General features: G+C 46.9%; 8 protein-coding genes. 3 read left to right on the forward strand and 5 right to left on the reverse strand.

Annotation, left to right across the window (positions count from 1 at the left end; all coding sequences use genetic code 11):
• Positions 1–9 precede the first annotated feature (9 nt).
• The 3 genes from OC23_RS10075 to OC23_RS10085 all read left to right on the forward strand — a co-directional run bounded on the left by OC23_RS10075 (position 10) and on the right by OC23_RS10085 (position 2737).
• Complete coding sequence (locus tag OC23_RS10075; protein WP_038344562.1) at positions 10–987, forward strand: DUF1852 domain-containing protein; 978 nt, start codon at positions 10–12, stop codon at positions 985–987.
• Between the two features lie 28 nt (positions 988–1015).
• Positions 1016–2044, forward strand: coding sequence for a methionine synthase (locus OC23_RS10080; RefSeq protein ID WP_038344563.1), 1029 nt, complete (start codon positions 1016–1018; stop codon positions 2042–2044).
• 300 nt (positions 2045–2344) lie between these two features.
• Positions 2345–2737 carry a carboxymuconolactone decarboxylase family protein gene (locus OC23_RS10085; protein WP_038344565.1) on the forward strand — a complete coding sequence of 131 codons (393 nt, stop codon included), beginning with the start codon at positions 2345–2347 and terminating at the stop codon, positions 2735–2737.
• Positions 2738–2798: 61 nt separating this feature from the next.
• On the opposite strand, the gene OC23_RS10090 is transcribed toward OC23_RS10085, so the two are convergent.
• The 5 genes from OC23_RS10090 to tpgA (OC23_RS10110) form a co-directional block, all read right to left on the reverse strand.
• Positions 2799–3683 carry a LysR family transcriptional regulator gene (locus tag OC23_RS10090; protein WP_038344567.1) on the reverse strand — a complete coding sequence of 295 codons (885 nt, stop codon included), beginning with the start codon at positions 3681–3683 and terminating at the stop codon, positions 2799–2801.
• A 20-nt stretch (positions 3684–3703) separates the two neighbouring features.
• Entirely contained in the window at positions 3704–4429 is a 726-nt protein-coding gene (locus tag OC23_RS10095; RefSeq protein WP_038344650.1) for a helix-turn-helix domain-containing protein, read from the reverse strand.
• Positions 4430–4725: 296 nt separating this feature from the next.
• On the reverse strand, positions 4726–5523 hold the full coding sequence (gene tpgA, locus OC23_RS10100) for a trimeric autotransporter adhesin/peptidogylcan-associated protein TpgA (protein WP_038344569.1): 798 nt from the start codon (positions 5521–5523) through the stop codon (positions 4726–4728).
• A 69-nt stretch (positions 5524–5592) separates the two neighbouring features.
• Positions 5593–14925 carry an ESPR-type extended signal peptide-containing protein gene (locus tag OC23_RS18815; protein ID WP_038344571.1) on the reverse strand — a complete coding sequence of 3111 codons (9333 nt, stop codon included), beginning with the start codon at positions 14923–14925 and terminating at the stop codon, positions 5593–5595.
• Between the two features lie 412 nt (positions 14926–15337).
• A complete protein-coding gene (gene tpgA / locus OC23_RS10110; protein ID WP_038344574.1) occupies positions 15338–16162 on the reverse strand; it encodes a trimeric autotransporter adhesin/peptidogylcan-associated protein TpgA in 825 nt (274 codons plus the stop codon).
• Positions 16163–16174: the final 12 nt, after the last annotated feature.

Genomic DNA, 16174 nt, shown 5'->3' on the forward strand with positions numbered 1-16174 from the left:
CAGGTCATCATGAGTAAAGAGTTTACATTTACCCTCAAACGCATACGTTTCGATGAGCACTATCAGCCCTCGGAAAATACGCGTATTACCACCAACTTTGCCAATCTGGCACGAGGTGCGAGCCGTCAGGAGAACCTGCGCAATACCTTGAACATGATAAATAATCGTTTCAATCAGCTGGCGCACTGGGATAACCCGAAAGCAGACCGTTATTCTGTCGAGCTTGACATCATTTCGGTCGATATTGATGTTGAAGGTAAGGGAGAGACTTTCCCGACCATTGAAATCCTGAAAACCGGCCTGCTTGACCACCACACCAACCAACGTATTGAGGGCATTGTCGGCAACAACTTTTCTTCTTATGTGCGGGATTACGATTTTAGTGTATTACTGCTGGAGCATAATAAAAACCGGGCCCAATTCAGCCTGCCAGAAAACTATGGCGACCTGCACGGCAAAATTTTTAAAGCGTTTCTGGAATCAAACACATATACCGATAACTTTTATAAAGCACCCGTGATCTGCCTGAGTGTTTCCAGCAGCAAGACCTACCAGCGTACTGCAAACCAGCACCCGATACTGGGCGTTGAATATCTGCAAGATGAATATTCATTAACGGATGAATATTTCGGGAAAATGGGATTAAAAGTTCGCTATTTCATGCCACCCAATAGCGTTGCCCCTTTGGCTTTTTATCATCGTGGCGACTTGCTCAATGATTATTCAGCCCTTGAGCTAATCGGTACGATCAGCACCATGGAAACTTTCCAGAAGATCTACCGCCCTGAAATTTACAATGCCAATTCTGCCGCAGGGCAGTGGTATCAACCGAGCCTAAAACATCAGGACTACTCCTTGACCCGTATCATCTATGACCGGGAAGAACGCAGCCAGCTGGCGATCAAGCAAGGGAAATTTACCGAACAACAATTCATCAAACGTTACCAGCCAATCCTCGAGCAATGGGCCGAGAATTACGCAGTTTAATTTACCAAAACCGACAAGATTATTGATTATGAAAAGATTATTACCAACTTCAACTGCCGGCAGCTTACCAAAACCATCATGGCTGGCAGAGCCTGAAAAACTCTGGTCACCCTGGAAATTACAGGATGAACAGCTGATCGAAGGCAAGCAGGATGCCTTGCGCCTGTCATTGCAGGAACAACTGCATGCCGGTATCGATATTGTCAGTGACGGTGAGCAGACCCGGCAACATTTCGTGACTACATTTATCGAGCACCTTGAAGGCGTTGATTTTGAAAAACGTGAAACGGTAAGAATCCGGAACCGCTATGATGCCAGTGTTCCCTCTGTGGTCGGTGCCGTTTCTCGCCAGAAACCGGTTTTTGTTGAAGATGCCAGATTTTTACGCCAGCAAACCAGCCAGCCAATTAAATGGGCCTTGCCTGGGCCAATGACGATGATCGATACGCTTTATGACGGACATTATAAAAGCCGTGAAAAGCTTGCCTGGGAGTTTGCCAAGATTCTTAACCAGGAAGCACGGGAACTCGAAGCTGCCGGAGTCGATATCATCCAGTTTGACGAACCGGCATTTAATGTATTTTTTGATGAAGTCAATGACTGGGGTGTAGCGACTTTAGAACGGGCACTGGAAGGGCTTAAATGCGAAACAGCAGTCCACATTTGTTATGGTTACGGTATCAAGGCCAATACAGACTGGAAAAAGACCCTAGGGTCAGAATGGCGCCAATATGAAGAAGCATTCCCGAAGCTACAGCAGTCCAAGATCGATATCATTTCACTTGAATGTCAAAACTCCCGGGTGCCAATGGATCTGATCGAGCTGATCCGGGGCAAAAAGGTGATGGTGGGTGCCATTGATGTGGCAAGCAATGTCATCGAAACACCAGAACAGGTAGCCGACACCTTGCGTAAGGCCCTGCAGTTTGTCGACGCGGACAAACTCTATCCGTCAACCAACTGTGGTATGGCACCGCTATCCCGTCGTGTTGCCAACGGCAAACTTAATGCCTTGAGTGCTGGCGCCGATATCGTTCGCAAAGAGCTTGCTGCCTGACCGTTCCTGCCAACACATTTTTAAAGGGTCGCCTTCTGCAGGCGGCCCTTTTCTCACTTCAGACCCGTCTGCAGCAAAGCCCACTCTCCATGCCGATGTGGATATGTCTTTATTTATCCACAATGCTTGTGCCGGATCATATCACCTGAACCGATAGCTGGGGTGATCAGGCTGAATTCACTATCGCCCCCTATCACCGGAGAATGTCGAGTCAGGAGCAATGGCTTTAGCTGACAGGATGATTCGGTTAGGATGTTGATCAGGCGTCTCCTGCTTTACTAACCGTATAAGAGTAAAAACATGTCACAACAAGATTATGAAAATGGCTTAAAAGTCCGTACAGAAGTGATGGGTGAGTCGTTTGTGAAACGTGCCCAAGAGAATACCGTTCCGTTTACCCAACCCTTACAAGACTGGATTAATGAACATGCATGGGGATCAACCTGGCAACGTGACGGCGTATTGCCGCGTAAATACCGCTCGCTGGTTACCATTGCATTTTTAACCGCTCTCAAAAGCCCGACAGAGCTTAAAGGCCATATTCGCGGGGCATTAAACAATGGTGCGAGTGTCGAAGAAATTCAGGAGGTGTTACTACATAGCCTGCCATATTGTGGCGCGCCCGCCACTCAGGAAGCTTTCCGGGCCGCGCTGGAAGTGATCAATGAATATCAAGACAAACCGGCTGGTTAAACAAGCAAAAAATTAAAAGCCCTTATTGATCAAGGGCTTTTATCATCACTTAAAAGTCATATTAAAAATAGTGTTGCTGGATAATGTCCAGAAAAGAATGAGCTTCTTCGTTTCCCATGCTTTGGGATTTGACTACCCCGACTTTCAGATATAAAGGAAAGTCATTGATTTCAACCATTTCCAGCCCAGTCATTGTTGAAGCGAACTTATCAAAAAACGGTTTAGGAAAAATCCCCAGCCCCTCTCCTCTTAAAATGCTTTTGAGCTGCAGATCAAGACCAAAGATTTCCTTATTGATATAAAACCCCAGATTGCGCTCATATAACAGATCGGCCAGACTTTCCCGGAAACAGCAACCTTCCGGATGTAAGATCCAGCCTTTCTTGCTGCACTTTTCCAGATCCCTGTATTTGTATGCCTCGCCTTTCTTGCACACGATCACAAATGCAAGCGTGCCGATCTCGGTAAATAATAAATCAGATGGTATAGCCAGATTAGAAGGAATCATAAATGTCGCAAGATCAATTTCCTCCTGCTGAATTTGCTGGATGAGACTACGCCCCCAGCCACTCGAGATATCAATATCAGACAGCAAATCTGTTTTTTTGCTTTCAGCAAGAACATAGTCCAATAAATCATCGATCAATGTCTGGGGAATGCCCACTCTGATTTTCTTTTTTTCCACTTCATCGGGTTGTTGGTGAAAGTTTTGCAACGCCTCCAGCTGCTTTAAAATAAAACAACTCTTGAAATATACTTTCTCCCCCAAACTGGTCAATTGTAAGGGTCTGGTTTTTCGATTAAACAGTACACCTTTTAGTATTTCTTCCATGTTATAGATACGTTTGGTCACAGTCGACTGATTAACCCCCAGCTTTTCGGATGCAACCGTAATGGACTGGTTATCGACCACATATATAAAGGTTTTTAAATCCCGAATATCCAAGTTTCATGCCTCACATTGAGTTATTTAAAATACTTCCTGAACTGACAGGGTGAACAGCCTGTCCAAGCTTTAAATGCACGTGTAAATGCACTGTGCTCCGTATACCCCAATGTGTAAGCAATATCTGATAAGCTCACATTTTTATCCTGCAATAAAAGCAACGCTTTTTCATGCCTTTTTTGTTTCACCAACAATTTAAACTCTTCCCCTTCATTTTTTATTTTTTTTGATAAAACCCGGGGGGTTAATTTCATCTTCTTTGCCACTTTCAATAAATAAGGTTCTCCTTCCGATAAAGTATTGGTAATTTGTATTTCAACCTTCTCAATAAAATCGACAATATTTTTCTTTTCGGCAGCACAGGCCGGAAAAAATGCCTCCATACAGATTTTATTAAAGTTTCTACATACTGTTACTGAGCTAAAAAAAAGACTGGAGTATAACGAAACTTTATAAATTTCCTCCAGATTATATTCAAAAATACAATGAATATCTTTTACTGCAAGACTATGGACTAAATATTCAACTCCCTTTAAAAAATCTTTTTCAATACTTTCCTGATTTAATATGCTGATTTTATAAACCAAAATAATTCTAAAAAATTTTAACGACAAACTATCTATAATAGAAAAAAACTTTTCGATATCCAGTAAAAAAAATACAACTGCTTGGGGTAAATCCTTATTGCCAATTTCAATAATATGTAGCTTTATATTTTTCCCACAATGTAAAAAAGTATGAAACACATGATCTCTCTCAGCGGTCAGTCCCCTATACCCTAACAAAACTCAACACCGGATTTTCAACACTTTGGAACATTAAACTCATCAATTTAGGAAAAAACACCCTTAAAATGTCTTTGTTATTTTATGTATAAATTATTTTTAAATATCATTTATTTATTATTTTTGACCATTGATTAAAATATTTAAACCCGGACCCAAAAGCAATTCTTTTCCAGTCCGTTATTCTCAAAAGACATACAGGTATAAAAAGAAGACAGGTATAAACAACCAACCTGTCCTCCTTTATTAACTATCCGTTACCACTGAATGTTAACTCGCCGGTTCGGAGCCAGACATTCCAGCAATTGTGTATTTCTTGCCTGTCCTGAACAGTGTCGATAGTCTTCAGTCTCATTGTTGGCCTGTACCTGAATCCGTGAAGGTTCAATGCCTTTTTGAATCAGCAGTTGCGCAACCGTATTGGCACGCTTGGCAGAAAGAACCTGATTATAGTCAAAGGTTCCCAGACGATCGGTATAGCCCGATACCTTTACCGGATTCTGTGATTGCTGAATGGCGTCAATTACATGGTCCAGATTGGTTGAACCTGCTTCAATCGAACCGACATCCGAGCGGTCAAACGCAAAGAAGATGGTTGCAGTCTGTGGGCGCGCCTGAACCGGTGCCGGTAAAGGGGCCGGAACCACATTATTGACACCCCACGTCATAAGCCCCTGACATTCTTCACCTTTCCACGACAGTCGTTCGGCAATGTACTTTTTGTCAAAGTCTATCCGTAACTGGCAACGTTTATAGGTCTGGGTGTTCGGCACACGGATATCCAGCACATAGTTCCAGGTTTTTACCGCAAAGACACCCTCGTTAAAATGTGGATTGCCAAGGATATGCCGGAACTGGTCTTTATTCATCCCCGTATCTAAACGCGCAACGTCGTTATATTCATAACGTTTCACCAGTTTAAGATAACTTTTGCTGATCTCTGGAAAGGTAACATCCTGAGCTTGTGTTAACGGGACTTCACCCTGGGTTTCTGCCTGACTGCTGAATGCCATACTTGCACACATCATCAATGCTAAAGCTTGTAGTTTTTTCATAAATGCCTCTCTTCATTATTGTTGTAGTCAGGAGAACCTTTCCGGTTCTCCTTGCTCTAGGAAGGATGATTAATCAAATACGCCACTTAGGCCGACACGGAAGCTTGGATCGCCCTGAGAAGCCGCTGCGACACCAGTGGTGAGTGACCAGCGTCCGTTATCTGCCGTTTTACGCAGTGTTACCCCTACAGCATTTTCGCCGCCATGATAAGCCGCTCCGACCGCATAGGTATACTTGCCAGAGATATAAGGGGCTGTCTCAAGGGCCATGGCTGCCGCGACACCAGCATTGGCATGCTTTTTAACATCATCAATACGCTGGTTGGTGTCATAGAATGCCTGTTGCATCTGGTCGCCAAGGTTAGTAATCCGGTCGCCCAATGCTTTATCGGCATTGTCTAGCGCCCCTAAAGCATCTCCAACATTATCATGCTTGCCACCTGCTACTTCATAGCTTGGCCCAGTCCAGCCTTTCGCCGGATCATAGCCTGCACCGCCACCCAGAGCTGCACCAATATCCTGATAGGACTGATGTAACTGTCCACCGTTAATGGCATCTTGTGAGCCTTGAGCAATGGCTCCATCGGCGACACTTGTCACTTTTTTGCCCCCTGCATGGATTCCACCAATGCTCATGCTTGGGCCCGGCTCACCTTTCGGTCCGGTAATCGCAATAGCCCCACCTGTAATACTGGTTGTCCCCTGATCGCCGGCAACATTAACCTGACCAGCATTGACCTGATCTGCATCGACCTGTTTAACCTTGATCTTGTCAGCCAGTCCGACCTCGTAATTGGTACTGCCATCGTCATTCTGGCTTTGATTTACGGTCAGGTTGTTATCTTTGTTGCTCACCGTGGTTTTTGCCGCCTTGGCATCATTCTTCACAGCCTCAATGGCATCATTGACATTATTTTTGCCAGTTCCACCAATGTTGCTTGTACTCAGACTGCCATCCGGATTCACCGTGGTGTTGCCACCAATGACATTGGCAACACTATCTGAGACACCTTTCAACTGTCCACCATTCACAGCATCTTTCGAGCCTGCGGCAATTTCACCGTCAGCGACTCCGCTGACTTTCTTGTCACCTGCATCAATACCATCTTTGGTGACACTTGGCCCTCCGTCAATGGTTAAGCCATTACCATCCACACGAGTCCCACCGGCAGTAACACTATCGACCTCAAGGTCTGGTGAAGTAGAGACTTCATAATTACTGCTGCCATCAGCATTTTTGCTTTCTTTGACAACAATGTTTTTACCCTCCGAGACTGTAGACTTCGCCGCTTTGGCAGCCTCACCAACCGCGCCAATCGCATCGTTGATGTTATCTTTACCGGTACCGCCAATATCTGGATTGGTATACTTGCCTGTGTCCGGATCATATTGGGTATTACCTCCAATAATATTCTTCACACCTTCACCTTGGGCATGTAACTGGCTACCATTGATCGCATCGGTTGAATCCGGACGTATAGCGCCTGGTGCAACACCGGTGATTTTCCTGTTGCCGGCATTGATACCCGCCTTGGTCACACTTGGGCCACCAGCAATGCTCATACCATCCGTATTGATCAAGGTATCACCTGTTGTGATGCTATCTACGTTCAGGTCACGGTTCAGGCTGTACTTAATGGTATTGCCCTCTTTGGCAACCTGTAAGTTTTCCTCATCATCGGCTGTCCCGATATCAACCGTATCACCCGCTTTTACAGCTCCGGCATTGGCACCATTGGACTGCAAGGTCCAGCCTTTGTCCAGTTCCGCCAGCGCATCACCAACATTGCCGGTCTCTGTCCCGTTGATGTTATAAGTTGGCTTGGAAACCGTTCCGTCCGGGTTAACAGTTGAACCGCCACCCAGGGCATCCGCAACACTTTGTGCATTTTTGGCCAGCTGGCTACCGTTGATGGCATCTTTCGAGTCTGGGTTAATGTCGCCATCAGTCACTCCGGTAATCTTGCCGGTTGTGCCATCAATATTTACATCCCCCACTTTTACCGAATTGAACTCGACATCATCTGCGGTCGCTACGGTATAGATCGTATGCCCATCTGCATCGGTTGTACTATCAACCGTCATGTTCTTGCCGGCTTCGACTTCGGTTTTAGCAGCAGTAGCGGCTTGACCAACCACAGCAATCGCATCATTAATGTTGTCTTGTCCTGTCCCCCCCAAGTCAGGGTTGGTATAGGTTCCGGTGTTGGCATCATAAGCCGTATTACCACCGATGATATTTTTGACACCTTCACCTTGGGCATTGATTTGACTACCATTAATCGCATCAGTTGAATCGGCGCTAATGGTTCCTGCAGCAACACCTGTCACTTTCTTTTGACCTGCATCAATGCCGGATTTGGTTACACTTGGACCACCGCTAATGGTCATGCCATCATTATTGATGACGGTATCGCCTGCAGTGACGCTATCTACGCTCAGGTCACGATTCAGGCTGTACTTGATGTTGTTGCCCTCTTTGGCAACCTGCAGGTTCTCCTCACCATCTGCGGTACCGATATCCACCGTATCACCCGCTTTCACGGCTCCGGCATTGGCACCATTTGATTGCAAGGTCCAGCCTTTGTCCAGTTCGGCCAATGCATCGCCGACATTGCCGGCCTCTGTTCCATTGATGTTATAGGTTGGCTTGGAAACTGTTCCATCCGGATTAACGGTTGAACCGCCACCTAGGGCATCCGCAACACTTTGTGCATTATTGGCCAGCTGACTACCATTGATCGCGTCTTTCGAGTCCGAACTGATATCACCATCGGTTACCCCGGTAATCTTGCCCGTGCTGCCATCAACCGTGACATCTCCGACTTTTACCGAATCGAAGCTGACATCTTTAGCCGTAGCAACTTCATAATTACGACTACCGTCTGGATTTTGAGATTCGGTTACCACGATATTGTCACCTTGAGTGACGGTAGTTTTCGCTTTGGTTGCAGCCTCACCTACAGCACCAATTGCATCATTGATATTATTCTGTCCAGTTCCGCCAATATCCGGGTTGCTATAACCTCCTGTTTGCGGATCATAGACTGTATTACCACCGATGATATTTTTAACACCTTCACCTTGGGCATTCAGTTGACTGCCATTAATCGCATCGGTTGAATCGGCACTCACGGTACCAGGCGCAACATGGGTGACTTTCAGGTCTCCTGCATCCATACCCGTACGACTCACACTTGGGCCAACAGGTTGACCATTCGCATCGGTAAATGCCAAACCTGTAGCATTGACAAGTGTACTATCGCCCTGCGCATTCTTGATCGTAGTACCCGCTGCACTGTTTGCATGACTATTGCCTTGCGCATCTTTAACAATAGTCCCCCCAGCCACAATCGAAGTACTGTTGCCTACCGGATCTTTGATTTCAACACCAGTATTGTCCAGGCGTGTATTGCCTGCAGTGACGCTATCTACGTTCAGGTCACGGTTCAGGCTGTACTTGATGTTGTTGCCCTCTTTGGCAACCTGCAGGTTCTCTTCGCCATCGGCCGTGCCAATATCCACCGTATCACCCGCTTTCACAGCGCCGGCATTGGTACCATTTGATTGCAAGGTCCAGCCTTTATCCAGCTCGGCCAGTGCATCACCAACATTGCCGGTTTCTGTTCCATTGATGTTATAAGTTGGCTTGGAAACCGTTCCGTCCGGATTAACGGTTGAGCCGCCACCCAAGGCATCCGCAACGCTTTGTGCATTATTGGCCAGCTGGCTACCATTAATCGCGTCTTTCGAGTCCGGACTGATATCACCATCGGTTACCCCGGTAATCTTGCCCGTGCTACCATCAACAGTGACATCCCCGACTTTTACCGAATCAAACTCGACATCGTCTGCGGTTGCCACAGTATAAATGGTCTGTCCATCTGCTCCGGTTTTACGATCAACCGTCATGTTCTTACCAGCTTCGACTTCGGTTTTTGAAGCCGCTGTGGTGGTTTTTAACTGATCCAGATTCACCGCATCAGTCCCTTCAGTACCCGCAGCAACATTACTGATTTTATTACCTGCTGCATCAATACCGGACTTGGTTACACTCGGGCCACCGCTAATGGTCATACCGTCATTGTTGATCACGGTATCACCTGCTGTCACGCTATCTACTTTCAGGTCACGGTTCAGGCTGTACTTGATGTTGTTGCCCTCTTTGGCAACCTGCAGGTTTTCTTCACCATCGGCCGTGCCAATATCTACTGTGTCACCCGCTTTTACAGCTCCGGCATTGGTACCATTTGATTGCAAAGTCCAGCCTTTATCCAGCTCGGCCAATGCATCGCCGACATTGCCGGTCTCTGTTCCATTGATGTTATAGGTTGGCTTGGAAACCGTTCCGTCCGGATTAACGGTTGAGCCGCCACCCAAGGCGTCTGCAACGCTTTGTGCATTATTGGCTAGCTGGCTACCATTGATTGCATCTTTCGAGTCCGGGCTGATATCACCATCAGTTACTCCGGTAATTTTGCCCGTGCTACCATCAACAGTAACATCCCCGACTTTTACCGAATCAAACTCGACATCATCTGCGGTCGCTACAGTATAAATGGTCTGTCCATCTGCTCCGGTTTTACGATCAACCGTCATGTTCTTGCCGGCTTCGACTTCGGTTTTTGAAGCCGCTGTAGTGGTTTTTAACTGATCCAGATTCACCGCATCGGTCCCTTCAGTACCCGCAGCAACATTACTGATTTTATTACCTGCTGCATCAATACCGGACTTGGTCACACTCGGGCCACCGCTAATGGTCATGCCATCATTGTTGATGACGGTATCACCCGCGGTCACGCTATTCACATTCAGATCTTTGGCCAGCTCAATCGCCACTTTACCGTCTTGCACTTTGGTGCTGATATTGTCATCTGCACCAATTACATCAACTGCTTCACCCAGTTTTTTCTGAACAGTAGTGCCATCTTGGGCAGTCAGGCCAAAGCCTTTATCGGTCAAGTCCTGGCCAGCCTGATCAAGCTGGTCTTTATTGACTGCATCTGTTCCCGCAACTCCCGGAGCAACATTGCTAATAGTCGTACCGCCCGCATCAATGCCAGACTTGGTCATACTTGGGCCACCGCTAATGGTCATACCATCATTGTTGATGACGGTATCGCCTGCTGTCACGCTATCTACTTTCAGGTCACGGTTCAGGCTGTATTTGATGTTGTTGCCCTCTTTGGCAACCTGCAGGTTTTCTTCGCCATCGGCTGTACCGATGTCCACCGTATCCCCCGCTTTTACAGCTCCGGCATTGGTACCATTTGATTGCAAAGTCCAACCTTTGTCCAGCTCGGCCAGTGCATCGCCGACATTGCCAGTCTCTGTTCCATTGATGTTATAAGTTGGCTTGGAAACTGTTCCATCCGGATTAACGGTTGAGCCGCCACCCAAGGCGTCTGCAACGCTTTGTGCATTATTGGCTAGCTGGCTACCATTGATTGCATCTTTCGAGTCCGGGCTGATATCACCATCGGTTACTCCGGTAATTTTGCCCGTGCTACCATCAACAGTAACATCTCCGACTTTTACCGAATTAAATTCGACATCATCTGCAGTCGCCACAGTATAAATGGTCTGTCCATCTGCTCCGGTTTTACTATCAACTGTCATGTTCTTGCCGGCTTCGACTTCGGTTTTTGAAGCCGCTGTAGTGGTTTTTAACTGATCCAGATTCACCGCATCAGTCCCTTCAGTACCCGCAGCAACATTACTGATTTTATTACCTGCTGCATCAATACCGGACTTGGTCACACTCGGGCCACCGCTAATGGTCATGCCATCATTGTTGATGACGGTATCACCCGCGGTCACACTATTCACATTCAGGTCTTTGGCCAGCTCAATCGCCACTTTACCGTCTTGCACTTTGGTGCTGATATTGTCATCTGCACCAATTACATCCACAGCTTCACCCAATTTTTTCTGAACAGTAGTGCCATCTTGGGCAGTCAGGCCAAAGCCTTTATCGGTCAAGTCCTGGCCAGCCTGATCAAGCTGGTCTTTATTGACTGCATCTGTTCCCGCAACTCCCGGAGCAACATTGCTAATAGTCGTACCGCCCGCATCAATGCCAGACTTGGTCATACTTGGGCCGCCGCTAATGGTCATACCATCATTGTTGATGACGGTATCGCCTGCTGTCACGCTATCTACTTTCAGGTCACGGTTCAGGCTGTATTTGATGTTGTTGCCCTCTTTGGCAACCTGCAGGTTTTCTTCGCCATCGGCTGTACCAATATCCACCGTATCACCCGCTTTTACAGCTCCGGCATTGGTACCATTTGATTGCAAGGTCCAGCCTTTATCCAGCTGGGCCAATGCATCGCCGACATTGCCGGTCTCTGTTCCATTGATGTTATAGGTTGGCTTGGAAACCGTTCCATCCGGATTAACGGTTGAGCCGCCACCCAGAGCATCCGCAACACTTTGTGCATTATTGGCCAGCTGACTACCGTTGATCGCGTCTTTCGAGTCCGGACTGATATCACCATCAGCAACATTAGTGATCTTATTGCCTGCGGCATCAATACCAGACTTGGTCATGCTTGGACCATTGGCAATGCTGACACCATCGTTATTCATCACCGTGTCACCCGCAGTAACACTATCTATATCGAGATTGCGGGAAAGTTCAATTGCCACCTGACCATTCTGGACTTTCGTACGAATGTTCTGGTCTGCACCAACCACATCAACGGCTTCACCCAGTTTTTTCTGAACTGTGGTGCCATCTTGAGCAGTCAGACCAAAGCCTTTATCGGTCAAGTCTCGGCCAGCCTGATCAAGCTGGTCTTTATTGACTGCATCTGTTCCCGCAACTCCCGGAGCAACATTGCTAATGGTCGTACCGCCCGCATCGATGCCAGACTTGGTCATACTTGGGCCACCGCTAATGCTCATACCATCATTGTTGATGACGGTATCGCCTGCAGTGACGCTGTCCACTTTCAGGTCACGGTTCAGGCTGTACTTGATGTTGTTGCCCTCTTTGGCAACCTGCAAGTTTTCCTCACCATCGGCGGTACCGATATCCACCGTATCACCTGCTTTTACAGCTTCGGCATTGGCACCATTGGACTGCAAGGTCCAGCCTTTGTCCAGCTCGGCCAATGCATCACCAACATTGCCGGTTTCTGTCCCGTTAATATTATAAGTCGGGTTAGTAACAGCACCTGTGGTCGGATCATATGTGGAACCACCACCCAAGGCATCAGCGGTACTTTGACCAAGCTGATCAACACCATCCTGTACACTTCTTAACTGGCTGACATTGACTGCATCCGTATCTTCCGCACCGGCCGATACATTCTGGATACGGCGCTCATTGCCAGCTGTACCCACTGAAACCACAGAACTTGGAGCTGCAGTTCCTGTCCGGTACGCCGCACCCGAAGCTGTTGAAGTCTGGCTGCCCGATCCCAATGCCACATCATCAGCATTGGTTGCCACTGCATTAGAACCCAGTGCGACACCGTTAGTTGCCTGTGCATTGGCACTATCGCCTAAGGCAATCGCACCAGCCGCTGCCGCTGTTGATGTATTGCCTAGAGCAACCGAACCTTGCCCAATTGCCTTGTTTTCATTACCAATCGCCACTGCACCGTTTGCTGCTGTATCACCTGCATCATCGCCAGCTGCAGTATTATTACGTCCCAAGGCAACTGTACCATTACCATTTGCCGTGTTTGGGTCACCCAATGCAACTGCACCATCACCTGTGGCCTTCTGATCACGGCCAATCGCTACCGCACCGCCTGAAGCGGAGGCCGCATTTGCCGTGGTGGTACCAGAACCCAACGCCACATTCTGGCCTGTAGCGCCGGTAGTCACGCCATTGCCCATTGCAATATTATTGCTGCCCCCACTTGCAGTTGCCGCATCCAGGCCTATAGCAATATCATGATCACCTTGTGCTTTGGCCTTATCCCCCACCGCTACACTAGAGGTACCATTGGCATCTGCTTCATTGCCATAGGCTGCTGCATTTGCTCCGGTTGCTTTGGCTTGACGGCCTACCGCAGACGCCTGACTACCGGCTCCCTTGGCACTGGTACCCAATGCAATGGAATCTGTACCACTCGCATTGGCAGCAGTTGCAAGGTCATATTGTGCATCTCCGGTACTACTACCAATCGCAATACCGCGGATGCCTGAGGTAGTTGCAGAGTTACCTAACGAGATCCCTCCAGTTGCACCTTGCTCAACGGTAGCGGTACTACCTAGCCCTATTCCAAAATCGGCGAGTACATTGGTACCGCGCCCCATGGCAATTGCGGTGTTGCCTGCTGCACGGTTATTGACACCAATCGCAGTACTTGAATTTCCGCTGGTCAGTTCATTACCCACCCCGAGTGCCGTGTTATAGCCATCGCCGGTGGTACGGTTACCCTGACCAATCGCGATATTATGAAAACCGCCCCCATCTATTGTATTTGAGTTCCCGACTGCAGTTCCGCCGCCGGTATTGGTCACTTTGTTGTTTTGCCCGACAGCTGTGGCCCGACTTGTATAGGCAGCTGCGCCTGAAGGATAAGGATTTGTGCCTGCTCCGCGACGATTTGCCAATGCCTGCTGTTGGGTGACATTTGTTCCTGTTGCTTCACTTCCAGCGCCAATTGCAACGGCTTCATCCGAACTTGCATTTGCTCTGTAGCCCACAGCTGTTGCACTGGCTGCGGTTGCAGCAGCATTTGCCCCAAGGGCCGATGCATTGGTTGCAGTTGCAGATGAATAAGACCCGACACTGACCGAACCACCGCCACTTGCACCTGCACGGCGTCCTAAAGCAATAGCACTATTTCCGGATGCCTCAGCATATCCGCCAACAGCAATCCCGAAGTTCTGATTAACTCCAGTTTTTGCATCATTACCAATGGCGATCGAACCAGCCGTGTCAGTTTGTGCATTTTTTCCAATTGCAATCTGTCCACCACCATTTAAAGGCTGTGCATCGGTAGTATTGGAGATCCGGTTGCCCGTTTTCGTATTTGAACCTATGGCGATATTATCTGGCGCGCTGTTTGAGTCCGCTCTGGAACCCACAGATATTCCACCGTTACCTGCGGCACAGGCCTGGTTACCTACCGCCACACTATTGCCTGACTTGGTCCCACTACCGGTACTGGTTGCAGTACAGTTGGTATAAGTAGTACCTCCACCCGCTTCATAACCGGCAAAAGTCGTTCCACTCCAGAGAACCGAACAGATTAAAGTCAATAATACAGTGGGGGTAAAAGCTAGACGTGAGCCTGAAGACTGTTCAATAGAAAGCGGTAAAGTGACACCTGAACCAGATGATACACTGCGGTTCTTTGTTACACCTCTAGCAATTTCTGAAACTACAGTCCATAACCGTAAACTTTTATTCCATACCAAACGATAAATTTTATTCATATGAAGTGCCTACTATTGTTCATTATTAGTGCACTTTTAAAGCTAGACAAAAATATTCAACGAGGCTTAACAATCACCTCTAAAAATTAACAATTACTTCACTTGTTTTGTAAAAAATAAAATTATTTGATAAATAAACCGTTTTCTCAACATTAAATATCGTTTTTTTAAACTTAATAGGACTGCAAATTAAAATCACGCTCATAATAAATGTAAATAAAAATAAAGTTATTCTTATTCAAACTATTAACCATTATTTAGCCAGTTTAATCACCTTAAAATAATATTGATCTCAGCTCATACCAGAAGAGGGCCATTTCATTTCAAGAAGTTTTATTTTTATTATTGAAAGAAATGGTATAAAGAAAAAGCAGGTACGAAATATACCTGCTCTCTACTTATACTGTATTAATTACCACTGAATATTGACACGACGATTCGGTGCCATACATTCAAGTAACTGGTTATTTCTTGCCTGCCCGGAACACTGTTGATAATCTTCAGTCTGGCTATTGGCCTGTACCTGAATTCTTGATGGGTCAATACCTTGTTGAACCAGAAGCTGTGCAACGGTATGCGCACGCTTGGCAGAGAGTGCCTGATTATAGTTGAAGTTTCCCAAACGGTCGGTATAACCCGAGACCACGACAGGTCGATCAGATTTTTTAATTTCATCGGCCATACGGGAAATATTGGCAGAACCCGGTTCAATCGAGTTGGCATCAGAACGGTCAAAGGCAAAGAATACCGCAGCAGATTGTGGCGTGGCCTGAGCTAATGGCGCAGGTAATGTTGCTGGTACAACATTATTGACACCCCACGTCATCAAGCCCTGACATTCCTCACCTTTCCATGATAAACGGCTGGCAATATAATTTTTGTCATAATCAATCCGTAGCTGACAACGTTTGTAATCCTGAGTATTCGGAACCCGAATATCCAGCACATAATTCCATACTTTTACACCAAATACGCCTTCATTAAAGTGTGGATTGCCAAGAATATGACGGAATTGATCCTTATTCATCCCTACGTCTAAACGCGCGACATCATTATATTCATAACGTTTTACCAGCTTGAGGTAACTTTTCTTTATTTCAGGAAAAGTTACCTCCTGAGCTGCTGTTAACTCAACTTCACCCTGCGCCTCGGCAGGACTTTCAGTCTGGTCTGCGGCCTGAATGTGCAATGCAGTTCCCGCCAGTATCATGACCATTAAAGCTTGTATCTTATTCATATATATCTCACT

Source organism: Acinetobacter sp. A47 (assembly GCF_000805455.1).
Classification (GTDB): domain Bacteria; phylum Pseudomonadota; class Gammaproteobacteria; order Pseudomonadales; family Moraxellaceae; genus Acinetobacter.